This window comes from Amorphoplanes friuliensis DSM 7358 (assembly GCF_000494755.1).
Taxonomy (GTDB): domain Bacteria; phylum Actinomycetota; class Actinomycetes; order Mycobacteriales; family Micromonosporaceae; genus Actinoplanes; species Actinoplanes friuliensis.
Map to the genome: position 1 here is coordinate 3,972,818 of NC_022657.1, position 21,944 is coordinate 3,994,761.

General features: G+C 71.9%; 19 protein-coding genes. 17 read left to right on the plus strand and 2 right to left on the minus strand.

Features of this window, described 5'->3' with window-relative positions; translation table 11 throughout:
* Positions 1–3: 3 nt before the first annotated feature.
* The 16 genes from AFR_RS18460 (at position 4) to AFR_RS18535 (ending at position 17,727) form a co-directional block, all read left to right on the plus strand.
* Complete coding sequence (locus tag AFR_RS18460; protein ID WP_023362314.1) at positions 4–891, plus strand: branched-chain amino acid ABC transporter permease; 888 nt, start codon at positions 4–6, stop codon at positions 889–891.
* Complete coding sequence (locus tag AFR_RS18465) at positions 875–1,912, plus strand: branched-chain amino acid ABC transporter permease (protein WP_052359410.1); 1,038 nt, start codon at positions 875–877, stop codon at positions 1,910–1,912. Before AFR_RS18460 ends, AFR_RS18465 begins: the two co-directional genes overlap by 17 nt.
* Entirely contained in the window at positions 1,909–2,637 is a 729-nt protein-coding gene (locus AFR_RS18470) for an ABC transporter ATP-binding protein (protein WP_023362316.1), read from the plus strand. The genes AFR_RS18465 and AFR_RS18470 overlap by 4 nt, the downstream gene beginning before the upstream one ends.
* Positions 2,627–3,376, plus strand: coding sequence for an ABC transporter ATP-binding protein (locus AFR_RS18475; protein WP_023362317.1), 750 nt, complete (start codon positions 2,627–2,629; stop codon positions 3,374–3,376). The genes AFR_RS18470 and AFR_RS18475 overlap by 11 nt, the downstream gene beginning before the upstream one ends.
* A gap of 12 nt (positions 3,377–3,388) precedes the next feature.
* Positions 3,389–4,306, plus strand: coding sequence for a LamG-like jellyroll fold domain-containing protein (locus AFR_RS18480; RefSeq protein WP_023362318.1), 918 nt, complete (start codon positions 3,389–3,391; stop codon positions 4,304–4,306).
* Between the two features lie 2 nt (positions 4,307–4,308).
* On the plus strand, positions 4,309–6,375 hold the full coding sequence (locus AFR_RS18485) for a PQQ-dependent sugar dehydrogenase (RefSeq protein WP_052359746.1): 2,067 nt from the start codon (positions 4,309–4,311) through the stop codon (positions 6,373–6,375).
* A gap of 75 nt (positions 6,376–6,450) precedes the next feature.
* Complete coding sequence (locus AFR_RS18490; protein ID WP_023362320.1) at positions 6,451–7,389, plus strand: S41 family peptidase; 939 nt, start codon at positions 6,451–6,453, stop codon at positions 7,387–7,389.
* An 80-nt stretch (positions 7,390–7,469) separates the two neighbouring features.
* A complete protein-coding gene (locus AFR_RS18495) occupies positions 7,470–7,751 on the plus strand; it encodes a hypothetical protein (RefSeq protein WP_023362321.1) in 282 nt (93 codons plus the stop codon).
* Positions 7,748–8,836, plus strand: a complete 1,089-nt coding sequence (locus tag AFR_RS18500) for a hypothetical protein (RefSeq protein WP_023362322.1) — start codon at positions 7,748–7,750, stop codon at positions 8,834–8,836. Before AFR_RS18495 ends, AFR_RS18500 begins: the two co-directional genes overlap by 4 nt.
* A gap of 51 nt (positions 8,837–8,887) precedes the next feature.
* On the plus strand, positions 8,888–9,073 hold the full coding sequence (locus AFR_RS18505) for a hypothetical protein (protein ID WP_023362323.1): 186 nt from the start codon (positions 8,888–8,890) through the stop codon (positions 9,071–9,073).
* A 76-nt stretch (positions 9,074–9,149) separates the two neighbouring features.
* On the plus strand, positions 9,150–10,343 hold the full coding sequence (locus AFR_RS18510; protein WP_023362324.1) for a diaminopimelate decarboxylase family protein: 1,194 nt from the start codon (positions 9,150–9,152) through the stop codon (positions 10,341–10,343).
* A complete protein-coding gene (locus AFR_RS18515) occupies positions 10,340–11,806 on the plus strand; it encodes a hypothetical protein (RefSeq protein WP_148308000.1) in 1,467 nt (488 codons plus the stop codon). The genes AFR_RS18510 and AFR_RS18515 overlap by 4 nt, the downstream gene beginning before the upstream one ends.
* Positions 11,803–13,473: an ABC transporter transmembrane domain-containing protein gene (locus tag AFR_RS18520; RefSeq protein WP_023362326.1), complete on the plus strand. Its 1,671-nt coding sequence runs from the start codon at positions 11,803–11,805 to the stop codon at positions 13,471–13,473. The genes AFR_RS18515 and AFR_RS18520 overlap by 4 nt, the downstream gene beginning before the upstream one ends.
* The gene (locus tag AFR_RS18525) at positions 13,470–15,212 is read left to right on the plus strand and encodes an ABC transporter ATP-binding protein (RefSeq protein ID WP_023362327.1); all 1,743 of its coding nucleotides are present in this window, start codon (positions 13,470–13,472) and stop codon (positions 15,210–15,212) included. Before AFR_RS18520 ends, AFR_RS18525 begins: the two co-directional genes overlap by 4 nt.
* Positions 15,209–16,804, plus strand: a complete 1,596-nt coding sequence (locus tag AFR_RS18530) for an arginase family protein (protein ID WP_041840963.1) — start codon at positions 15,209–15,211, stop codon at positions 16,802–16,804. The genes AFR_RS18525 and AFR_RS18530 overlap by 4 nt, the downstream gene beginning before the upstream one ends.
* The gene (locus tag AFR_RS18535; protein ID WP_023362329.1) at positions 16,801–17,727 is read left to right on the plus strand and encodes a GNAT family N-acetyltransferase; all 927 of its coding nucleotides are present in this window, start codon (positions 16,801–16,803) and stop codon (positions 17,725–17,727) included. The genes AFR_RS18530 and AFR_RS18535 overlap by 4 nt, the downstream gene beginning before the upstream one ends.
* 133 nt (positions 17,728–17,860) lie before the next feature.
* Here the strand turns inward: AFR_RS18535 and AFR_RS18540 are convergent, their stop codons facing one another.
* Positions 17,861–20,485 (minus strand): thiopeptide-type bacteriocin biosynthesis protein, encoded by a 2,625-nt coding sequence (locus tag AFR_RS18540; RefSeq protein WP_023362330.1) that lies wholly within the window; start codon positions 20,483–20,485, stop codon positions 17,861–17,863.
* Positions 20,486–20,657: 172 nt separating this feature from the next.
* Between AFR_RS18540 and AFR_RS18545 the strand changes: the two genes are divergently transcribed.
* A complete protein-coding gene (locus tag AFR_RS18545; protein WP_023362331.1) occupies positions 20,658–21,419 on the plus strand; it encodes an AfsR/SARP family transcriptional regulator in 762 nt (253 codons plus the stop codon).
* 20 nt (positions 21,420–21,439) lie between these two features.
* On the opposite strand, the gene AFR_RS46790 is transcribed toward AFR_RS18545, so the two are convergent.
* Positions 21,440–21,892, minus strand: coding sequence for a DUF5709 domain-containing protein (locus tag AFR_RS46790; protein ID WP_023362332.1), 453 nt, complete (start codon positions 21,890–21,892; stop codon positions 21,440–21,442).
* Positions 21,893–21,944 lie beyond the last annotated feature (52 nt).

Here is a 21,944-nt window from a genome sequence, read left to right on the forward strand (position 1 = left end):
CCGATGCCGTCCGGTGGCCTGCTCTTCCAGAGCATCATCCTCGGCCTGCTGCTGGGAGGGCTCTACGCCCTCCTGGCGGCGGGGCTGACCCTCTACTTCGGCATCATGCGCGTGGTGATGATCGCCCACTCGGCGTTCCTGATCCTCGCGGCCTATCTGGCCTGGTGGTCGCACGAGCGGCTGGGCGTCGACCCGCTGCTCTCGATGATCGTGACGGTCCCGCTGTTCTTCGGCGCCGGGGTACTGCTGCAACGGATGCTGCTGTCCCGGCTGCGGCCGATCACGCTGACGATGATGTCGGTCCTGCTGACCTTCGCGATCGCGCTCATCATCGAGGGCCTCCTCGGGTACGCGTTCACGGGCACCCAGCGCCGCATCCAGCTCGGTTACGGCTCGGCGAGCTTCGGGCTCTTCGGCGCGCGGATCGCCGTGGTCAAACTGATCGCCTTCGGGCTGGCCGTGGTCGCCCTGGCCGCGCTCTACCTGCTCATGAAGAAGACGACGTTCGGGTGGGCGCTGCGGGCGACGATCCAGCACCGTGACGCGGCCCGGCTGGTCGGGATCGACACCGAGAAGGTCGCCGGGTACGGCTTCGGTCTCGGACTGGCCACCGCCGCGATCGGCGGCACGGCCCTGTCGCTCGACACCACCATCTACCCGTCCCTGCACTGGCACTGGATCGGCCCGCTGATGGCCATCATCGTGGTCGGCGGGCTCGGGAGTGTGCCGGGCGCGGCGGCCGCAGCGGTCCTGCTCGGGCTGATGCAGAGCCTGCTGCAGATCCCGATGGGCACCACGTGGGCGCAGACGATCTTCTACCTGGCGCTCTTCGCGACGCTGGCGTTCCGGCCACAGGGATTTTTCGGAGGTCGTCTTGCCCAGCGTTTCTAGGAAGGTCCTGACCGGCGCCGGACTGGTGCTCCTCGCCGCGGCCGTGCTGTCGTTCCCCAGCCTCGCGCCGAACCCGTACATCCTGTCGGCCGGCATCGTCGTGCTGAACTACGCGGTCCTGTCGACCTCGTGGAACTTCGTCGGCGGTTTCACCGGCTACATCTCCCTCGGGCACGGCGCGCTGGCCGGGCTCGGCGGTTACGGCACCGCGCTGCTGGTCACCAAGGCGGGCCTCCCCAGCTTCGTGGCCCTGGCGGTGGCCGCCCTGCTCGTCGCTCTCCTGGCGGTGCCGATCGGCCTCGCGGCTCTCCGGGTACGCGGGGCGTCGTTCGTCATCGTCTCGATCGCGCTGGTGCTGATCCTGCTGCTGGTCTTCCAGAGCTGGGCGTCGTTCACCGGCGGCTCGCGCGGTCTCGTGGTGCCACGGCCGTTCCCGGGTCTGCTGCGTCCCGAGCACCACCGGGTGTTCTTCTACCTCTTCGCCGCGCTGCTCGCCCTGGCGCTGCTGGTGTGGTGGGTGATCGACCGGTCCCGCTTCGGGCTCGGGCTCAAGGCGGTGCGGGAGGACGAGGACAAAGCCGAGGCCCTCGGTACGCCGACCTTCGCGTACAAGCTGATCGTCTTTGTGATCTCGGCCGGGTTCACGGCGCTGGCCGGCGGGCTCTACGCGCTGTGGTTCGGCGATCTCGACCCGGTCTTCCAGTTCTCCATCCTCACTGGGTCCTACCTGGTGCTGATGGCGCTGCTGGGCGGGGTGCGCAACCTGTTCGGGCCGCTCGCCGGCGCGCTGATCGTGGGAGTCGCGCTCGAATACTTCAAGGGGCAGTTCGGCAACACGCCGCTGCACCTGGTGGCGACCGGTCTGCTGCTGGGCCTGGTCGTGATGTTCATGCCCGACGGTGTCCTGCCCGCCATCGGCAGCCTCTTCCGGCGCTTCGGGAAGTCCGAGCAGAGCTCGATCCGCGAGGTCACCGCCGCCGAACTCCAGGAGGAACGTAAGCGCGAGGAGGTCAAACAATGAGCCTGGAGACGAAGGACGTCAGGAAGGCGTTCGGGGGAGTGGTGGCGCTCGACGGCGCGACCGTGAAGTTTCGCGAGGGGCAGGTCAACGCCCTGATCGGGCCCAACGGCTCCGGCAAGACCACGTTCTTCAACTGCGTCACCGGGATGATCCGGGCCGACAGCGGGCAGATCACGTACGCGGGCCAGGACATCACCCGCAAGGCGCCGCACGCGATCGCCCGCGCCGGTGTCGGCCGGACCTTCCAGCTCTGCCGCGTCTTCCCGCGCATGTCGGCCCTCGACAACGTGCTCGCCGCCGTACGCCCGGGAGGTCTGCTCGGCGGGCTGCGCGGCGCGCGGCACCGGGCCGAGGTCGACCGGGCCCGCGGGTGGCTCACGCGGCTCGGCATCGAGCACCTGATCGACGTCGAGGCCCGCAACATGTCCTGGGGCCAGCAGAAACTGCTGGAGCTCGCCGGGGTCCTGATGGGCGAGCCGGCCACGGTGCTGCTCGACGAGCCGGCCGGCGGCGTCAACCCGGCGCTGCTCGACCGCATCGGCACGCTCGTGCGTGAGCTCAACGCCGAGGGCCGCACCTTTGTCATCGTCGAGCACAACATGGACCTGGTGATGAGCATCAGCGACCACATCGTGGTCTTCGACCGCGGCCGCCCGATCGCCGAGGGGCCACCGTCGCTGATCCGCACCGACGAGCGCGTTTTGGGGGCATACCTTGGCGTCTGAGATCGAACTCGTCGACGTCCAGGCCGGGTACGGCCGGGCGGCGCCGGTGCTGCGCGGCTTCAGCGTGGCCGTGCCCGCCGGGTCCGTTGTCTGCCTGGTCGGGCCGAACGGCGCCGGCAAGTCCACTGTGCTCAAGGTGGCCAGCGGCCTGCTCAAGCCCCGCTCGGGCCGCATCCTGGTCGGTGGTGAGGACGTCACCGGCCTTGGCCCGCAGAAGATGCTGGCCGCCGGGGTGGCTCTGGTCCTTCAGGGCCACAGCGTCTTCCGCGAGATGACCGTCGCCGAGAACGTCCTGCTCGGCGCGTACACCCTCAAGGACAAGTCCAAGCTCGCTGCGCGGACGGCGTTCGTGAAGGAGCTCTTCCCGGTCGTTGCCGAACGCTGGAACGCGCTGGCCGGGCTGCTCTCCGGCGGGCAGCAGAAACAGGTCGAGTTCGCCCGCTCGCTGATGGTCGACCCCAAGGTGGTGCTCCTCGACGAGCCGTCGATGGGGCTCGACCCCAAGGCCACCAGCATCATCTTCGACCAGGTCGTGCGCATGCGCGACGCGGGCACGGCCGTCCTGCTCGTCGAGCAGAACGCCCGGCGCGCCCTCGAGACCGCCGACACCGGCTGCGTGCTCGACCTCGGGCGCGTCCACATCTCCGGGCCGGCGGCCGAGCTGCTGGCCGACCCGCAGCTCGGCGAGCTCTACCTCGGCGGCCGTCCCGCCGAACCACCAGTCGCACCCAAGCATTGATGGAGGTCAGCGATGACCAGAAGAAGCCGTGCGCTCGTCGCCGTCGCCGCCGTCCTGGTGACCGGCGCCGCCGCCGCACCGGCGCGGGCAGGCAGCAACGGCCCACGTGACATCCATCCGTCCCTGCGATCGTCCGTGGTCGCCTACTACAACTTCGACCACCCGATGCCCGGTGACCCGGCCCTCGAAGCCGACCTCGGGCGCTCCGGCACCGAGATCGAGCTGGTCAACGGCGGCGCTGCCATGCGCGTACAGGATCGGGCCTATCCCGGGAGCCGGAACGCGCTGAAGACCGGGCCGGTCGCGGCCGGGACCACCGACGACTGGAAGGCCGGGATCTGGTCGGCCAGCGGCGTGCGGACGTTGCGGGCCTTCAACGCGGCCGAGGGCAGCACGGTGATGGGCTTCTTCAAGCGCTCGATGGACGGCCCGGCCGCCGGGTTCAACGCCATCGGCCTGACCGGCGTGCTCACCGGCGACTCCGACGGGCACGCCGTCCGCGCCCTGCTGGAGCTCATCGACGTCAACGGCACCCTGCGCCTGGTCGCGCTCGGCCGGCGGCTCGACGGCGGCAACTCCCAGACTTTCGCGGCGAACGCGGACTGGCAGACGCTGCTGCCCAAGGACCAGTGGGTGCACCTGGCCGCGACGTTCGACTTCACCAGCGGCACCATGGCGCTCTACCGCGACGGCAGGCCGGTCGAGGGCTTCTACACCCGCACGGACGATCCGTGGCTGCTCAACGGTCCCGGACCGCACGTCACCACGGCCACCGATCCCCGTGGCATCAAGATCGGCGGCAGCTTCCCGTGGCAGGGCTCGCCGGACCGCAACCCGTGTGACTGCCGGATGGACGCGCTGATGCTCCTCGACCGCTCGCTCTCGGCGCGCGACGTCGCGAACCAGTACCGCTTCATGACCCGGGGGTAATGATGATCCGCAGACTGCTGTTGCCGATAGTCCTCGTTCTGTCCACATTGGTCGGCATCCCGTCGGCCGCTCGCGCCGCTGACGGCGCCGTCTACGACCCCGTACCGACCGAGCCGGAGACCTCGAGGCTCGCGCTGGTGCTCTCCGAATATGCGAGCTTCCCGCAGTCGGTGACCGACCCGCCGCTCGTCGACCAGCGGCTCAACCGCGTCGCCCGGATCAACACGATCATGGAGGTGCCGGACGGCTCGGGCCGGCGCGCGGTCCCCGACCTCAACGGCAACCTCTACCTGGTGAAGAACGGCGTCCCGCACGTCTACCTCGACGTCGCCGCGAGCTTCCAGCCCGAGTTCTTCTCCGGGCGCGGGCTGGGACAGGGCTTCGGCTACGTGACGTTCCACCCCGACTTCCGGCGCAACGGCCTCTTCTACACGATCCACACCGAGGAAGCGGCGATCACGGCCGAGGTCCCGGACTACCGGCAGGCGACCGTGCTCTACCACGGTGTCATCACCGAGTGGAAGGCCACCGACCCGGCCGCGGACACGTTCGCGGGCACCCACCGGGAGGTGCTGCGCATCGGCTTCGGCGGCCAGATCCACGGCATCCAGGAGATCAACTTCAACCCGACGGCCAAGCGCGGCTCGGCCGACTACGGCAACCTCTACCTGGCGGTCGGTGACGGCGGCCAGGGTGCCGGCAACACCGACCCGCAGAACCTCGCACTGCCCCACGGCAAGCTCCTGCGCATCGACCCGCGCGGCACCAACGCTCCGAACGGCAAGTACGGCATCCCGCCGTCGAACCCGTTCGTCGGGCAGGCCGGGAAGCTCGGCGAGGTCTACGCGTACGGCTTCCGGGACCCGCACCGGTTCAGCTGGGACCGGGCCACCGGGCGGCTCTACCTGGGCCACATCGGCGAGCACGCCGTCGAGGCGATCTACGAGGTCCGCGCCGGTGACAACTTCGGCTGGAGCGAGCGCGAGGGCCGGTACGTCTTCGACAAGACACCCACGACACCGTGCGACCGGCTCTTCCCGCTGCCCGCCGACGACGCCGGCTACCAGTACCCCGTGGCCGAGTACGACCACAACCCGGCGCCGGACTGGAACTGCACCTCGGACGTCGGCGTGGCGGTCGCGGGCGGGTTCGTCTACCGGGGCCAGGACGTCCCGGCGCTGCGCGGCAAGTACGTCTTCGGCGACCTGGTCAACGGCTGGGTCTTCTACACCGAGGCCGACGAGATGCGCCGCGGCCACGCCCCGGCCACGATCCACCGGCTCAACCTGTTCGACGACGCGGGTGTGCCCGTACGCCTGCGGGATCTGTCGTCGCCGGGCGCGCCCGGCGATCCCAACCGGGTGGACCTGCGGTTCGGCACCGACGCCCAGGGTGAGCTGTACCTCCTGGCCAAGGCCAACGCCAAGGTCTGGAAAGTCACCGGGACGCGCACCTTCGCGTCGGCCCCGGCCGGCACCACCAAGGTCCGTGACACCATGCGGCCGACCAACTGGGCGCCCGTGACCCCGTCCAAGTGGAAGTTCACCGGCAGCCAGGTGATCCTCGCCGAGGCCGGCGTCGCCCGGCCCGGACCCCGCCGGCCCTTCGAGTACGCCGTGCTGACGGCCGGACCCGTCCTGTCCTCGGTCGAGATCAAGGCGAGCGTGCGCCTCGACGAACCGGTCGAGATCACGAACCGCGACGTGATCATCGTCTTCGGCTACAAGAGCGACACGGAGTTCTACTACGCACACCTCTCCACCGACAACACGATCTACCCGCACAACGGCATCTTCAAGGTCAACAACGCCGACCGTGAACGCATCGACTACGAGTGGAACGGCCGCTCCCGGGGCGCGAACCCGGCCGTGGTCGACGCCGACTGGCACGACGTGAAGGTGAAGCACCTGCCGGCGACGGGCGAGATCGCGGTCTACGTGGACGGTGCCAAGGATCCGCTGATGACCGCCCGGGACACGACGTTCTCCTCGGGACGGGTGGGCTTCGGCTCGTTCGACAACATCGGCCGCCTCCGGGACCTCGAGGTCACCGGCACGCCGGCGTCCTGAGAACGAGCGGGTGATGCCCGGGGGAGGCCTCCCGGGTGTCACCCGCGGTCGTGCCGGAACCGCTAGGTTCGCGGCATGTCCACTGTGATTGATGATGCCCTCGCGCTGCTCACCACCCGCTACATCTTTCCGGAGAAGGCGCAGGCCGCGGCGGTCGCGATCCGGCGGCGGCAGGAGGCCGGCGAATACGACGGGCTCGACGAGGAGAAACTCGCCGAGCGGCTGACCGCCGAGCTGTTCGAGGTCTGTGCGGACAAACACCTGCGAGTCCGGACCCGCCCGCCCGAGATGCACGCGTCGCTGACCGAGGCTGAACTGATCACCGCTTACAAGGAGAGCGTCAGGACCGCCAACTACGGCATTGCCCGCGTCGAGCGCCTCGACGGCAACATCGGCTACCTGGATCTGCGCCAGATCGCCGATGCGTCGGTGGGTGGACGGGCGATCGCCGCCGCGATGGAGCTGGTCTCGCACACCGAGGCGCTGATCCTCGACCTGCGCAGGAACAGGGGCGGCTCGCCGAACGGCGTCACCTTCTGGCTCAGTTACCTCTTCGCGGACGACATGACACACCTCAACAACATCTACGACGGTGAGTCCGGCGGGACGCGGCAGTTCTGGAGTCTTGCGTACCTGCCCGGCGAGCGGTACCCCGACCGGCCGGTCTGGGTGCTGATCAGTGATGTCACGTTCTCCGCCGGTGAGGAGTTCTGCTACAACCTCCAGGTGCTGGAGCGGGCGACCCTGATCGGCCGTACCACCCGCGGTGGCGCCCACCCGACGCAGTTCTTCCCCCTCACGCCGACGCTGGAGATCACCGTGCCCACCGCCCGGTCGGTCAACCCGATGACCGGCGGCAACTGGGAGGGGACCGGTGTCGTCCCGGACGTCGACGTGCCCGCCGAAGAGGCGTTCGACATCGCCTACCGCCGGGCGCTCGACCACGTGCTCACCACCACGGCCCCGGCGACGGTCCTGGCCGAGGCGCGGGCGGCGCTGGAGGACCGGAGCTGACCTGCGCTGCAACCATGCTGCAACGCCCCGGCTGAACCATCGGTCAGCGTAACGCCGGCCGGAGGGACGGGAGCGACAGCATGGACGGTCCGATCAAGACGTCGACGTGGTTTCTCGAGCCGTACGCGGACCATTCCGCCGCGTTCGTCTTCTCCCGGGAGCCCTTCGGTGTCAGCGTTCTCGACCGGCTGACCTGGTATGTCCTGGAGCTGTGCGACGGCCGGACACCCGAGGGCATCCGCGAGCGGGTCGGCGCGCTGCTGGGCGACCGCGCCACCGGCGACCAGGTCGGCGCCCTGGTCGACCGCAAGCTGGACCTGCTCCGGCGGCACGGGCTGATCACCGCGGGAGCGCCGCGATGACCGCCGCCCTGGTCTCCGCTCTCGAACGCAAGCTCGCCGGCGGCACGTTCGGCCGCGGTGACGACATCCGCCGCACCGGGACGGCCTACTACCGCGGCCTCGGCGCGCTGTGCGCCCAGACGTGTGGCCTCGACCCTGCCGACCTGGCACCGGCCGCAGCGCCGCAGCTCGAGTCGCTGCGGCGCGGGGTCCTGGACGCCGCCTTGCGGTTGCTGCTCGCCGGTGACGTCCCGCAGGGCCGTGCTCTGCTGGCGGAGCACGCGGCGTACAGGCGGGCTCGTCAGGACGACCCGGCGCTCACCGCCGACACGGAGCCGTCCGGGCCTCGGCCCGCGGCGCTGAAGGCCTGGCACGGCAACCCGGCCGGTGAGGAGCTCGTCGCCCGGTTCAACACGTCGATGGCCGGGACGGCGGACACCTCGGTGGTCGCCACGGTGCCGGTGACCACCGAGCTGGAGGCCGCGCTGGCCGAGGCGGCCGCGGTGCTGACCACCGCGCTGCCGCTGATCGGGCCGGACGTCGTCGACGGCATCGCGGTCGGGATCTACGACGGCGCCATGAACAGCGGCTACTACGCCGGGACGCCACTGGTCATCTACGTCAGCGACCGCGTCTTCGCCGACCCGGTCCGCGCCGCCGAGATCGTCCTGCACGAGAGCCTGCACCAGAAGCTCGCCGATCTGGGCGTGGCCCGCGACATCCTGCGGGCCGGTTATGTCGACGAGAGCAGCGAGTTGCTGCCGGTGCCGTGGGGTGGCCGGGGACGGCTGTTCAGCGCGGACCGGTCGCTGGCGGCGTACCACGTCTACACCCACCAGAGCCTGTTCTACCTGTCGCTGCTCTGTCGCGGAGCCGGTGACGAGGCCCGGCTGACCAGCAGCCTCGTGAAGTCCTGGGCCCGGGCGCACCACTTCGCGCGCGGGGCCGAGACACCCGCGTTCGCCGCTGAGTACGGCGTCGACGGCCGCCGCCTGACCGCCTGGCTGGCCGAGGTGGTCGACGCGCTGGCCGGGGTGCCGCTGGCGGACGGCTCGGTGCTGCGCGCCCACGCCGAGGGCTACTCGGGTGTGGCCGTGGCCTCCTGATACCCGCACAACACCGTTCGGGACTGTGACGCTGAAAGGAGGTGAGTGTTAATGGAATCCATCGAGGCGCTGGAGCGGTCTCTCGCGGACATGTTCGCCGAGCCGCAGGGCCTGAAGGTCGAGGACCTGGGTCTGACGGACGACGTCGAGGTGCTCAGCGGGGACGTCCGGGAGATCCGGACCGACCTGTCGATCCTGGCGATGAACCGCCCGAAGACGAGCGAGCTGGGGCAGTAGGCCCGTGCGTTCGAGGTGCCGGGCGCGATCACAGCGCGCCCGGCACCGGCCCGTCCCCTTGGAGAGGAGCCCCGGGATGACCACACCGCAGGCCGTGCCGCCGCTCGTGCGGTTCCCGGACACCGCCATCTTCCGGCACGCGCTGGAACTGCCGACACCTGCCCTGGTCTACGACCTCAAAGGGCTGCGTCACTCGGTCGGGCTGCTCGTCGCCGACGTCGCCACGGTGGCCGGTGCGCAGCTCAACGTCGCCCTCAAGGCCTGTCACACCGTCGGGGTCCTGAGCGAGCTGGCGGCGCTGGGCCTCGGCGCCGACGTGGCCTCCCTCGGCGAGTACAACCTGGCCCGGGCGGCCGGCTTCACGCGGATCACCGCGACCGGGCCGGCCTTCACGATCGCGGACGCCGAGAAGCTGCGCGCGGACGGTGTCCTGGTCGACGCCAGCTCGTACGAGCAGCTCGAAGCCCTGTGCGCGGCGTTCCCGGGTGAGCCCGTCGGGGTGCGCCTGCGGGTGCCGCTGCCGGAGGCCATCGAGAACGAGCACAGCACGTTCGGCGCCCAGAGCCGGTTCGGGCTGCTCGCCACCGACCCGCGCCTGCACGACCTGCTCGGCCGTACCGGCAACCCCCTGGTCCGGCTGCACACGCACACCGGGCAGATGACGGCGGAGCACCTCGTCCACAAGACCCGTTACCTGCTCGCGGTCGCCGAGGCGTTCCCCGACCTGCACACCATCGACCTCGGCGGCGGCTTCTTCAGCCTCTACGCCCAGCGCAGCGCCGCCCTGGGCGCGCTCGCGGCAGTCGACCGCATCCTGCGGCAATGGTGCGAGCGGACCGGGCGCGCGATGACGCTGCAGTTCGAGCCCGGCGGCGGGGTGCTCGGACCCCACGGCTACCTCTTCGTCTCCGTGCTGTCGTCCGAGCGCGACCACCCGGCCTTCGGGGCCGACGTGGTGACGGTCGACGCCTCCGCCTGGAACTACGCGCCCTGGCACCGGCCCGTCGTCCTGCCGGCCGACCCGGACGCCACGCCGGGGGAGGGTCGCGCCACGCTGCTGGCCGGCAACACCCTCTACGAGAACGACTTCTTTGGCACCGACGTCCGCGGCCGTCGATCCACCTTCGACCTCGCCCCCTGTACGCCCGGGGACCGGCTCGTGCTGACCGCCTCGGGGGCGTACACGTCGACCAACAAGCGCTGGTTCAACCGGATCGAGCCGCCGGCCGAGTGGGCGTACGACGGCACCGGGATCCGGCCGGTGTCATGACCGCCGGCACGCAGGCCGCGCCCGCGACGGGCCGCCGCCACCGCGACGAGCTGAGCCTGGAACGCGAGCTGCTGACGGGGCTGGCCGCCCTGGCCGAGGCCCAGAGTGCCGGCGACGAGCGGCAGTGGGCCCGCTTCCGGGCCCGCCTCGCCGCGATCGACGTCGCGGCGGACCCGCTCGCCGCCGAACACCGGCTGGAGACGGCGTCCGAGCAGCTCCGGGCCCTGCTCCTGCGCCGCGGTCACCGCCTCGACGAGGAGCACTTCCGCTCACCCGACTCGACCGGCGACCGGCGTCTGCCCAGCGGACTCGCTTTCCCGCACAGCTACGAGCGCGGACTCCCGGTCGCCCACCTGGAGAGCCGCCTGGCGTCGACCCCGCCCGACGGGTGGAGTGGGGCGGTGGTCACGTTCAACAGCTGCATGGCAGGCCTCGGCCACGTGCTCCAGAGCCTCGTGCACATGCTGCGCCCGGACGAGCGGCGGCCACTGTCGGTGGCGTACTGGGGTGACTACTTCGAGACCGACCTGCTGATGGAGTACCTCGGCTCGGCGGTGCTGCGTTACGACAAGGTGGGGGTCGGCGACCTCACTGAGACTCTGCAGCGCGGTGGTCACGACGTCCTGCTGATCGAGCCGGTCCGCTACAACTGGGAGCTCGACGTGCTCGACGTCAGTGCCCTGCTCCGGGCCTGGCGGTCCGCACCCGACCGGCCGAGGATCATCGTTGTCGACACCACGCTGGTCTCGCCGCTCTGGCCGACCCGGGCCTTCCTCGACGGGCTCACCGGCCTCGGTGACGTCCTCGTCGTCGAGCTGCGGTCCGGGCTGAAACTCGACCAGCAGGGCCTCGAGCTGGCCAACCTCGGCATCGCCGAGATCTACTCGCACGCCGGTCCACCGACCGCCGACCAGCTGGCGTCGACCCTCCGGCTGGCCCGGTCCACCACCGGCTCCGGCATCGCGGTGGCCGCCGCGGCGGCCCTCGACACCGGTTTCGTCGCCGACCCGGCCTGGACACGACGGCACGCCGGTCAGGTCTTCGCCACCAACGCCCGGCTCGCCCGCGAGTTGGCCGAGGTCCGGGGAATCTTCGCCGAGGTGGTGCACCCCGCGTTGCGTCCGGGCACACCCGGCCTCGCCCAGAGCCCGTTCGTGATCGTGAAGCTGGCCGAGGACACCCTCGAAAACCACGGGCTGCTGCTCGCGGCCCTGCGCCGGGAGGTGGCGCGGCGCGGGATCCGCTTCACCCACGGCTCCAGCTTCGGTTTCCGCTCCCACCGCTTCGAGACGATCGTGCCGCGTGTCGCCCGCCGGGAGGGTCTCTTCAAGATCGCCGCCGGGTCGCGGTCCGGCCCGTTCCTCGACATCATCACCGACGTCCTCCGTGACCTCGGCGGCCTTTCCGGTATGGCCGCCCTGCGAGCCCGATTCCCCGACCTGAAGGCGATTCCCCTGTTATGACCGTGCCCCACCCGGCCGCGGCGCCGCGCCGCGCGCTGCTGCGCTCGGCGGTCCGCGGCCACCTGCCGGTGCTCGGCCTGATCCTCGCCGTCGCGCTCCTCGGCAGCGTCGCCGAAGCACTGACACCGGCCGCGATCGGGGCCGTGCTGAACGCCGCAACCGACGGCGAAGGCCTGGCGGCCGGACCGGTGGGCGTGCTGGCCGTCCTGATCGTCGTGGCGATCGTGGCCAGCGTCTGGCGGTACGCCGCCTCGTCACGGCTGCGGATCCGGGTGGCGTTCCAGCTCAAGCAGCGCCTCGGCCTGGCCGTCGCCGGCCGCGCCCGAGCGATCGGCCGTGAGGTGTCACCGGGTGAGCTCGCCACCGCCATGACCTCGGACACCGACGCGATCGCCGGCTACCCCGGCGCGCTCATCCAGCTCATCGCCTCGGTCGTCGCGTTCGCGGTGGTGGCCGGCTATCTCCTGACCAGCTCGCTGCTGCTCGGGGCGATCGTGCTGGTGGGGGTGCCGCTGCTGATGTGGACCACGACCCGCGTCGCCGAGCCCCTCGAGGGCCGCCAGCGGGAGCAGCGCAGACTCCTCGGCCGGCTCGGTGACCTGGGCTCCGACATCGCCCTCGGGCTGCGGATCCTGCGGTCGATCGGCGCCGAGCAGACGTTCCGCACCCGGTACCGCGAGACGTCACGGCAGGCCCGGACCGCCGGCACGGGGATCGCCGGCACCGAGGCGCTGATCGAGGCGGCCAAGCTGCTGCTCCCCGGCGTCCTGCTGATCCTGGTCACCTGGGTCGGCGCCCGCCTGGTCCTGCGGGGCAGCATCGAGCCGGGTGAACTCGTCGCGTTCTACGCCGCCGCGGCGTACCTGGTCGAGCCGCTGGGTGCGCTGGCGACCTTCGTGACGACGCGGGCCCGGTCGCGGGTGGCGGCCGACCGGGTGCTGCGGGCCCTCGCCGTCGACCCGCCCGGCTGGCCCGGCACGGGCACCACGGCGTCCGGCGACCTGCGGGACGGCACCACCGGCGTCGAGGCCGCCGAAGGGGAGTTCACCGTCGTGGCGATCGGCGACGAGCGTGACGCGGGTGCGCTCGGCGCCCGGCTGGCCGGGCTCGACCCGGTCGACGCGCTGACCACGACGATCGGCGGCGTCCCGATCGTGGCACTCGACCGCTCGGCCCTGCGCCGCCTGGTCCGCCTGCACGGCGCGGAGCCCACCCTCTTCTCCGGTACGCTGCGCGCCAACGTGGACCCGGGTGCAGCCGCCGCAGACGCTGCGGTCGCCGGAGCGCTCGCCACCGCCGTCGCCACGGACGTCGTCGACGCGCTGCCGGACGGCCTGACGACCGTGGTCGGGGCGCAGGCGCGCACGCTGTCGGGTGGCCAGCGGCAGCGGGTGGCGCTGGCGCGTGCGGTGCTGGACGCACCGGCGTACCTGATCCTGGTCGAACCGACCAGCTCGCTCGACACGGTGACCGAGGTGGAGGTCTGCGGGCGGATCCGGGCGCAGCGGGCCGGCCGCACCACGGTGGTCGTCACGACCAGCCCCGCCTTCCTGGAGGCCGCCGACCGGGTGGTCTTCCTGGCCGGTGAACCGATCGGCGGCACCCACGCCGAGTTGCTCGCGACCAGCGAGGACTACCGCACCTTGGTCGCCCGGGAGAACGCATGAGCGCGCTGCCGGTCGCGGACCGGCGAACGGTCGCCCGGGAGATCCGTGCGCTGCAGCGCCGCCACCGCGGACGGCTGGCCGGGATCGTGGCGCTGCAGGTCGTCACCGTCGCGGTGGGCCTGCTGCCGCCGATCCTGCTCGGCCGGCTGGTCGACGGCATCACCGGCGGCTTCGACACCCACGACGCCGACCTCACCGCCGTCCTCATCGCGGCCTGCCTGCTCGCCCACGGGGTGCTCGCCTTCGTGGCGACCCGGGCCGCCTTCACCCTCGGCGAGCTCGTCTTCGCCGAACTGCGCGAGGACTTCACCGACCGGATCCTGGCGCTGCCGCTCGGCACGGTCGAGGAGACCGACTCCGGCGAGATCCTGTCGCGGACCACCACCGACATGGAGGCGATCCGCGAGATCGTCCGCACCGGTGTGCCGGAGACCCTGATCGGAGTGCTGACCACGGTGCTGACGGTGGTCGCCGCGTTCCTGATCGACCCGCTGATCGCCGGCGGTGTGCTGATCGGACTGCCGATCATCGCCCTGGCCACCCGCTGGTACACCCGGCGGGCCCCGGCCGCGTTCGCCGCGCGTTTTGCCACCCGGGCCCGCCTGACCTCGGCCGTCACCGAGACCGCGCGCGGTGCCGACACGGTCGAGGCGTTCGACCTGGCCGGCGACCGCCGCGACCTGGTCCGGGAGCGCATCGGCACCGCCCGCGACGCCGCCCTGGTCCCTATCGGCCTGCACGTCCGCTGGTTCCCGGCGGTGCAGATCGGCTACCACCTGCCGCTGCTCGTGGTCCTGGCCTGGGGCGCGGTGCTGGTGCAGCAGGGCCGGGCCGAGATCGGTGCCGTCGCGGCCATCACGCTGCTGGTCCGGGCGCTGATCACCCCGCTGGACGACCTCGCGTACTGGTTCGGCGAACTGCAGTCGGCCACCGCGGCCTTCGCCCGCATCTTCGGCGTGCCCCGGGCACCGGCCTCCCCGGCCTTCACACCCGTCCCATCTCTCGATGCGCGGGTCGAGGTGGCCGGTGTGACCTTCGGATATGCGCCGGACCGGCCGGTCCTGCACGACGTCACGCTTGTCGTCGAGCCCGGAGAGCGGGTCGTGATCGTCGGCGCCTCAGGAGCGGGAAAGTCCACCCTGGCCCTGCTGATCGCCGGTGTGCACACCGCCGCGACCGGCCGCGTGGCGATCGGCGGCACCCCGGTGGCCCACCTCCCCGACGGCCTGCTGCGCGACCGGGTCGCGCTGGTCACCCAGGAGGACCACGTCTTCACCGGTACGGTCGCCGACAACCTGCTCCTCGCCCGCCCCGAAGCCTCACCGGAGGAGCTGGTCCGCGCCCTCGAAGCCGCCGGCGCCACCTGGGTCACCGACCTCGGCGCCGAACTCGGTGCGGACGCGTACCTGCCGACCCCGGCCGAGACACAGCAGCTCGCAGCCGCCCGGCTGATCCTGCGGGCACCGCAGGTGCTCGTCCTCGACGAGGCGACCTCCGCACTCTCCCGCGCCCAGGCCGCCCGCCTCGAAACGAGCCTGGCCGAGACCGCCGGGCGGCGCACCATCATCGAGGTCGCCCACCGCCTCGACACCGCCACCCGCGCCGACCGCGTGGTGATGCTGGTCGACGGCCGCATCGCCGAGAGCGGCGCGCATCAGGACCTGCTCACCGCGGACGGCCCGTACGCGAGGCTCTGGCAGGCGTGGCTCGGCGGCCAGGCCCGAACGGTCCCGTCATGACCGGGGCGGACCTTTCTTTTGTGCTCAGCGCGGACGATGTGCTCATGATCGCCGGCGACGTCGTGCGGCGGCCCAACGGCGTGTACTGGTCGCCGCTCACCGGCCGCGAGGTACGTCTCGGCCCCTCGGCGGTCCGCCTGCTGGCTGCCTTCGCCGTGCCCACCAGCGCGGCCGTCGTCGCCGCCGACCTCGGCGTCGGGCCGGACGCGGTTGTCGAGGGTGTCCGGTCGCTCGTGGGGCACGGCCTGCTGCGGGACTGTGCACCGCCCGCAAGCCCCGAGGTCGCCCGGCGCACAGGCCTGTTCGGCATGCCCGTGACCGACCTCGCCGGCGCCCTCCGCGGCGAGACCAGCCACGGCGTGGTGATCGGCGTCCCCTACGACGCTGGGGTCACCTACCGCGCCGGCGCCAAGTTCGCCCCCGAATACCTCCGCCGGGTGAGCCCCGGGCTGTTCCGCAGCGTTGTCCGCGACGGGCGGCCGACCGGCATGTACGACCCGGTGCGCGGCCGCCGCATCCTCGACGGCATCCGCCTGCTCGACATCGGTGACCTCGCCGGGGTCGCTCCCCGGCCCGGCGGCCCGATGCTGGCCGCCCTGACCGACACCGTCGCCGCCGTCGTCGAAGCCGGCCGTGTCCCGATCGTCCTCGGCGGCGACCACTCCATCACCATGTCCGTCCTCGACGGCATCACCCGCGCCGCAGAAGGCATCGGCGTCCTGCACCTCGACGCACACCACGACTTCGGCCAGGTCCGCACCGGCTCCCGCGACGAACTCCACCACGGCAACTTCCTGGACTGGGCCCTGGGCGACCCCGCGATCTCGTTCGTCGCCCAGGTCGGCGTCCGCCAGCTCACCGACGAGGTGGGCCAGGCCCCGGGCCGCTTACGCTGCTGGCCCGGCCGGACCGCACTGGATCTCCCGGTACGCGACATCATCGCGTCCCTCCCACCAGGGCTGCGCTGGCACGTGACCATCGACGTGGACGTCCTCGACCCGTCGGTCCTGACCAGCACCGGCACGCTGCTGCCGGGCGGCTTCGGCCATCTGGAGACGGTCGCACTGCTCGAAGGCCTGTGCAGCGGGCTCGACGTGCTCGGAGTCGACGTGGTCGAGCTGATCGCCGGGCCGTCCGACGCGCCGGGCATCATCGTCGCCGACATCCTGCTCCGCACCCTCGACGCCATCTTCCACCGGCAGAAGACCCACGCTCCGGGCTTCGCAACTGCCCTCGCTGTATCCGAGCGTGACGGGGCCTCGCAGGTCGCAGACCCCGATGCGGCCGTGCCGGCTCCGGCTCTTGATCCGGCGGTTCCGGCTCTTGGGCCGGCGGTTCCGGTTGTTGATCCGGGGGCTCCGGCTCTTGAGCCGGCGGTTCCGGCGTTGAGACGCGGCTCGCGTTCGAAGGTCGATACGACGGTGCCGGAGCCGTCGCTCGGCCGGGTTGTGCCGGGTTCGGCGCTTCCTTCGGTGGTTTCCGCTCCGGAGCTCGAAGAAGTCGTTCCGGGTTTGCCGCCAGGCCAGGCCAGGACGGGTCCGGGCGACGATACGGCTGGTTCGCGTCGGGTTGGAGAGGTGGACGGATCATGACTGCGGGCGGTGCGGTGCTCGAAATGCTGACGGATCCTGTGCGGGAGCGGCTCGTGGCTGCCCTCTGCGCCGCCGAGACGGGAGTTGCGTGCGCCGGCGGGGACGCCTGCGAGCTGCGGCATGCGCGCCTGGAACGCCCGCTGGTGGCGGCCGCCGACGGTGACGTTGCGGTGGTACGGGTGGACGGGGCTGTTGCGGGTTTCGTCCGGCTCGAACGCAGCACCGACGCCGGGCACGCGCTGGTCGAGGTCGCCGGTCAGGTGCTCCCGCCCTGGCGTCGTCGCGGGGCCGGCACCAGCCTGGTCGACTGGTCCCTCGACCGGGCAGCAGCGGGCGCCGGCGGGGCCGTGGAGGTGCTGATCGACGTGGCCGACGAGTATCTCGGCCCGGTGCTTCTCGAGCGTGGGTTCACCCCGGCCTCCGTGTTCACCGAGCTGACCCGTCCGCTGAGGCCGCCGTTGCTGACGTCCGGAGAGCCCGCCGCCACGATTGCGCCGCTCACACCGGTGGACTACGCGGCGATCGGTGAGCTCTACGCGCAGGTGTTCGCCGGTGATCCGCACGCGGGGCGCGGGCGGGCGGCCATCACGGCCGCACTGGCCCACCCGGGCCTGCGGGTTGATGCGTCGCGGGTGGCTCGGTCGGCTGCCGGCGGTGGTCTGCTGGCCTACCTGCTTGCGGTGACGTGGCCGGCCGACCCCGCCGACCTGTGGATCGAAACGATCGGACTACGTCCTGCCGCACGCGGCCTGGACCTGGTGCGGCACATGATCGCCGACATCACCCGGCAGCCGCCTCCGGGCATCACGACGATCAGCCTCGGCGTCCCGAACCGCCTGGGAGACCCCGTGGTGACCGGTTATGAAGAACTCGGCTTCACCGCCCGCGGAAGCTGGCAGCGCTACTCACTGCTCCTGCTCTAGGCACTCCGCTCGACAACGCGGGCCGCCCGGTTGCGGCCCGGCCTGCACGCCCTGGAACGCCTCGTTGGCCAGCAGGTACCGGCGCTGCGATCTCCATCTGGACAGCGGACGTTCGGCACAACGGGTGGGGCTGCTATGGCCGGGGCCGGTGGTTGAGGCTGTGCTGGACGGCGAGCCGGCGGCGGGCGCCGGCCGGCTCGGCGGTCGGGGGCAGGCCGTGCCGATTGAGGTGCATGTGGAGAAGGCCGGCCAGGACCGCTTCGCCGTGTTCGCCGTTGATCAGGTCGGTGAGGGCCGGGTCGATCGGGCGGCTGTCGTAGGCGCCCGCCAGCTCCTTGCCGGGGCCTGCGGTGAGCAGGTCGACGAGGATCCGGCGCTGGCGGTGTTCCTCGGCCCGGGCACCTCGGTCCCCCTCTGGGGGCGGTCCGGCCAGGCGCTTCACCGCGCGTTCCAGGGTGGCGGGCGCCGCGCCGACCATGGTGGCGAACAGGTCGATCAGCACCGCGGCGAGGGTTGACGGGTCCGTGTCGGCGGGGTGCTGGGCGTCGAGGACCACGAGCGTGTCCACAGTAAACAGTTGCTCGCACAGCGCCAGGCCCGCAGGGCCACCGTAGCGGCGGGTTTCCGGTTCGTACGGCTCGAGCGTGAACCGCAGCACCGGGCCGCGACGGGCGATCAGGCGAAGTGCGGCGCACCATTGGGCGACGTCGAGGACTTCGCTGTGCACGCGGACGCGGAGATGCGGCGCCGGGTTGTCGTACCGGGTGAAGAACCAGCGGGCGTCCTGACCCGCCAGGTAGGTCGCGAGCAGGCCCAGCACCTCGTCCTGCGATCCGGGTGCGCAGGTGACGTGCGTGGACCACCAGCCGTCACCGGGCAGGCGTGCCGGGGTCGTACCCGTGAAATCGCCCGGGCGAGCGGTGCGTAACGGTGGCAGGGGGCGGTAGGCGTCGTTGACGGCGGTCACCACAAATTCGGTGACGTGGCCTGTCCCGTCCGGGTCGAAGAGGCACTCCTCGGCCCACTCGGCGCCGCGGCGGCGCTGTTCTCGGAGGAGTGCGCGGTGCCGGGGGTGGTCGAGGTCGAGGAGGAGGCGGGTGTCGCCGGTGCCGGCGTACACGAAACGGGGCACCTGGAGGTCCTCGCGCCAGGCGGTGATCTTGTCGTCCGGGAGACGCCAGCGGGCCGCGGACAGGACGACGCCGGCGGTTTCGACGCGGGGGAGCGCCGAGTGGGCGTCGGCGAAGCGGCCCCAGGACCAGCCCGGCGTCGCGACATGGGCGCGGGAGATCCTGTGCACCAGGTCCAGCAGGGCGGGTGCGGTCTCGGTGGCCACCAGATGATCGGTACGCACCAGCACACGCCGCCCGTCGAGCCGTGATCGCAGGTAGAGCGCCCCGTCCTGGACCCCCACCAGCAGATCCTTCACCCGCAGCGCCCGGCGCCCGGGCCGCACCGACGACCACAGCAGGACGGTGTCGTACGCGGAGCCGCCCTCGCCCAGGTTGATCGTGCTCTCGTGCCAGTAGTCCATCGCGACCAGGTCGATGTCCTCCTCGCCGGGGGCGTGCGCGGCGGTGCGGACGTGCTCGGGCACCCGGTCGTCGGCGTCCGCGAAGCGGGCGAACGCGCGTCCGCCCGGAACGACCGCGCCGCGCGGGGTGACGGCTGCGCGCCCGTCGGGCAGGAGCTGGACGAACAGGTCGCACGACGGCGCGGCACCGCGGTGCAGGGCGGGCAGGTCGGCCAGATCGGATGCGCTCAGGACCGCGACCGGGCCGCGCCGCACCAGGAGCCGCCGGAGGCCGTCCAGCGCCGGGGCGTCCTCCGAGGCGCCCAGCGGAGGGAGCGGTCCCAGACCCGAGGCCGGGTCGGCTACGTCCTCGAGCGGGACCTCCTCAAATCCGTACCGTTCGGCGAAGGCAGCCGCGTAGTGCCGCAGTCCCGGATCCGCCTCGGTGGCCAGCCCGGCCCTCTGCAGCACTGCCAGTGCCGCGGACAGCCCTTCGGCCAGCCGGCGGTCGACCGTGCCGGTCGGGTGCATCGTCAGGTCGGCCCGGCCGTCCGCGGGCCAGTGCGGCGGAAAACCCTCCGGCGCGGTCGGGTGCAGGGTGCTGACCAGCAGACCCTCGTCGAGCAGGCGCGACGCCACGGTCTCGTCGCCGAGCAGGGTGGCGACCGCGGCCCACGGCTGCGGCGAGGCGGTGAAGGCCAGCAGCGTGTCGATCCTCCTCGATCGGCGCAGCGTACGCCGCCGCGTGGCGTACGGCGGCTGAAAAGTGATCCGGTCGGCCAGCACCCGGGCGGTGGGATTCGCCGCGACGGGCCGGCCACGGGCAGCCTCCCGCAGCAGGCCGGCGGCCCGGCGGCTGTCGATGCGCCGCCGCCGCACCGGTGGCGTGGCGGGTGGCCCCAGCGGGCCGTCACCCCAGGTGCTGAAGCCCGTCATCGCGAACAACCCGAACGGCGTCGGCCGGGTCGCCATCCGGATCGTGTATTTCGTGAGCGCGGCGGCCAGCCGCTCCCGTCGGTCAGAAGTGCCGGTCCGCGAGCGGTCGGCAGCGGCGGCGAGCTGCGGATTGGCCAGCCGGACGGCGTCACGGAGCTCGGGGCAGCGCCACAGCGCACCGACCGGATCCGACTCGTCGACGGTGGTCGTACGGGAAAAAGCGGCCAGGCTCAGAGCGGGCATCCGGACCATGATCAGCGGGAGGAAACGCCAGGCACCGGGCTCGGGTGGCAGTGGCGGTGACGGCATCGATCCTCCAGCTCGGACAGGTTCCCGATCCTCGTGGGGTGCCGTTGCAGCCCTGTTGCAGTCAAGGTCAGGGCCAGATGATCACTCACGATCACCATGTCGACCCGGAGGGTGAAATTCCGCTAGGGTGCTGATGCGCATCGATGACCATGTGATTTCTCGGGGGAGTTACATGCTTGAGTTCAGCGTTCTGGGTCCTCTGACGCTGCGTCGTGACGGGCGGGCCCTGACGGTTCCGACCGTCATGCTGCGGCGTGTGCTGGCCGTGCTGCTGGCCCGGTCGGGCACACCCGCGTCCGTCGACCTGCTGATCGACGAACTGTGGGGCGAACGACCGCCGCGGTCGGCGCGGCGCACCCTGTCGGCGTACGTGTCGCGGCTGCGGAAGCTGCTCGGCGACGACGACCGCGTGGAGTCCTCGCCGGGCTTCTACGCGCTCTGTCCCCGCCCGGGCGAGCTCGACGCGGAAGCGTTCCGGCAGCTCACCGAGCGGGCGGCGCAGGCCCACGCGACCGGCGACCGGCCGGCCGCGGCTGCCGCGATGCGCTCGGCGCTGGCCCTGTGGCGGGGCCGGGCGTTCGACGGCCAGCGCGACACCGCCCTGGTCGAGCGCACTGCGGAGGGCCTCGAGCAACTGCGGCTCAGCACCTTCGAGGAGTACATCGACTTCAAATTGGACGCCGGAGCCACCGGCGACCTGGTCGGCCAGCTCGACGCGATGATCGGCGAACACCCGTACCGGGAACGGCTGCGCGGTCAGCGCATGCTCGCGCTCTATCGCGGGGGTAACCGGGCGGATGCGCTGGAGACCTTCCGCCGCACCCACCACGTGCTGGTGCAGGATCTGGGGGTCGAGCCCGCGGTGAAGCTGCAACAGCTCCACCAGCGGATGCTCGCCGGAGACCCGACGCTGGCCTCGTCAGGGGTCGCGTAGGGCCCGGCGCGCTGTGCTCGTTACAGTCTCGGGCCCTCGCCGGGTCCGTCGGGATCGTCGGTGACGTGGATCGCGGCCTCCTCGGCACTGGCCGCGCCGGAGTCGATGCCGGCGTCGGAGGCGACCGAGTCGGCTTCGTCGTCGGGGCCGAGGCCCTCGTCCTCCGCGATCAGGCGGCCGGCGCGGTCGTCCGGCTCCTCACCGCGGCGGGAGATGTCGTCCTCGTCGGCGTCCGGGTCCGGGTCGGCGTACGGGTCGACGTCCGGCTCCTCCTCGGCCAGCAGCTGGTCGAGCGACTCGCCCTGACGCTGCTCGGCGGCCGTGGTCCCGAACCGGTCGGCGCCGGACCACTTGTCGGCGGCCTCGTAACCGACGTCCAGCGGGTCACCGGCCGCGTTGTCGTCGAGGGTGTCGGAGTTGTCGAGCACACCGTCGTCCTCGACCGCGTCCCACTCGTCGTCGGGCTGGCTCATGGTCTCTCCCCAGGGGTACGCGTTCGCGGTTGACCTTCGCGAGGTTAGACCC

Excerpts from the sequence above, each read along its gene's own strand:
- AFR_RS18460 (WP_023362314.1), top strand. The coding sequence starts at position 4 with ATGCCGTCCGGTGGCCTGCTCTTCCAGAGCATCATCCTCGGCCTGCTG.
- AFR_RS18470 (WP_023362316.1), top strand. The coding sequence starts at position 1,909 with ATGAGCCTGGAGACGAAGGACGTCAGGAAGGCGTTCGGGGGAGTGGTG.
- AFR_RS18480 (WP_023362318.1), top strand. The coding sequence starts at position 3,389 with ATGACCAGAAGAAGCCGTGCGCTCGTCGCCGTCGCCGCCGTCCTGGTG.
- AFR_RS18485 (WP_052359746.1), top strand. The coding sequence starts at position 4,309 with ATGATCCGCAGACTGCTGTTGCCGATAGTCCTCGTTCTGTCCACATTG.
- AFR_RS18490 (WP_023362320.1), top strand. The coding sequence starts at position 6,451 with ATGTCCACTGTGATTGATGATGCCCTCGCGCTGCTCACCACCCGCTAC.
- AFR_RS18495 (WP_023362321.1), top strand. The coding sequence starts at position 7,470 with ATGGACGGTCCGATCAAGACGTCGACGTGGTTTCTCGAGCCGTACGCG.
- AFR_RS18500 (WP_023362322.1), top strand. The coding sequence starts at position 7,748 with ATGACCGCCGCCCTGGTCTCCGCTCTCGAACGCAAGCTCGCCGGCGGC.
- AFR_RS18505 (WP_023362323.1), top strand. The coding sequence starts at position 8,888 with ATGGAATCCATCGAGGCGCTGGAGCGGTCTCTCGCGGACATGTTCGCC.
- AFR_RS18510 (WP_023362324.1), top strand. The coding sequence starts at position 9,150 with ATGACCACACCGCAGGCCGTGCCGCCGCTCGTGCGGTTCCCGGACACC.
- AFR_RS18515 (WP_148308000.1), top strand. The coding sequence starts at position 10,340 with ATGACCGCCGGCACGCAGGCCGCGCCCGCGACGGGCCGCCGCCACCGC.
- AFR_RS18520 (WP_023362326.1), top strand. The coding sequence starts at position 11,803 with ATGACCGTGCCCCACCCGGCCGCGGCGCCGCGCCGCGCGCTGCTGCGC.
- AFR_RS18525 (WP_023362327.1), top strand. The coding sequence starts at position 13,470 with ATGAGCGCGCTGCCGGTCGCGGACCGGCGAACGGTCGCCCGGGAGATC.
- AFR_RS18530 (WP_041840963.1), top strand. The coding sequence starts at position 15,209 with ATGACCGGGGCGGACCTTTCTTTTGTGCTCAGCGCGGACGATGTGCTC.
- AFR_RS18535 (WP_023362329.1), top strand. The coding sequence starts at position 16,801 with ATGACTGCGGGCGGTGCGGTGCTCGAAATGCTGACGGATCCTGTGCGG.
- AFR_RS18540 (WP_023362330.1), bottom strand. The coding sequence starts at position 20,485 with ATGCCGTCACCGCCACTGCCACCCGAGCCCGGTGCCTGGCGTTTCCTC.
- AFR_RS18545 (WP_023362331.1), top strand. The coding sequence starts at position 20,658 with ATGCTTGAGTTCAGCGTTCTGGGTCCTCTGACGCTGCGTCGTGACGGG.
- AFR_RS46790 (WP_023362332.1), bottom strand. The coding sequence starts at position 21,892 with ATGAGCCAGCCCGACGACGAGTGGGACGCGGTCGAGGACGACGGTGTG.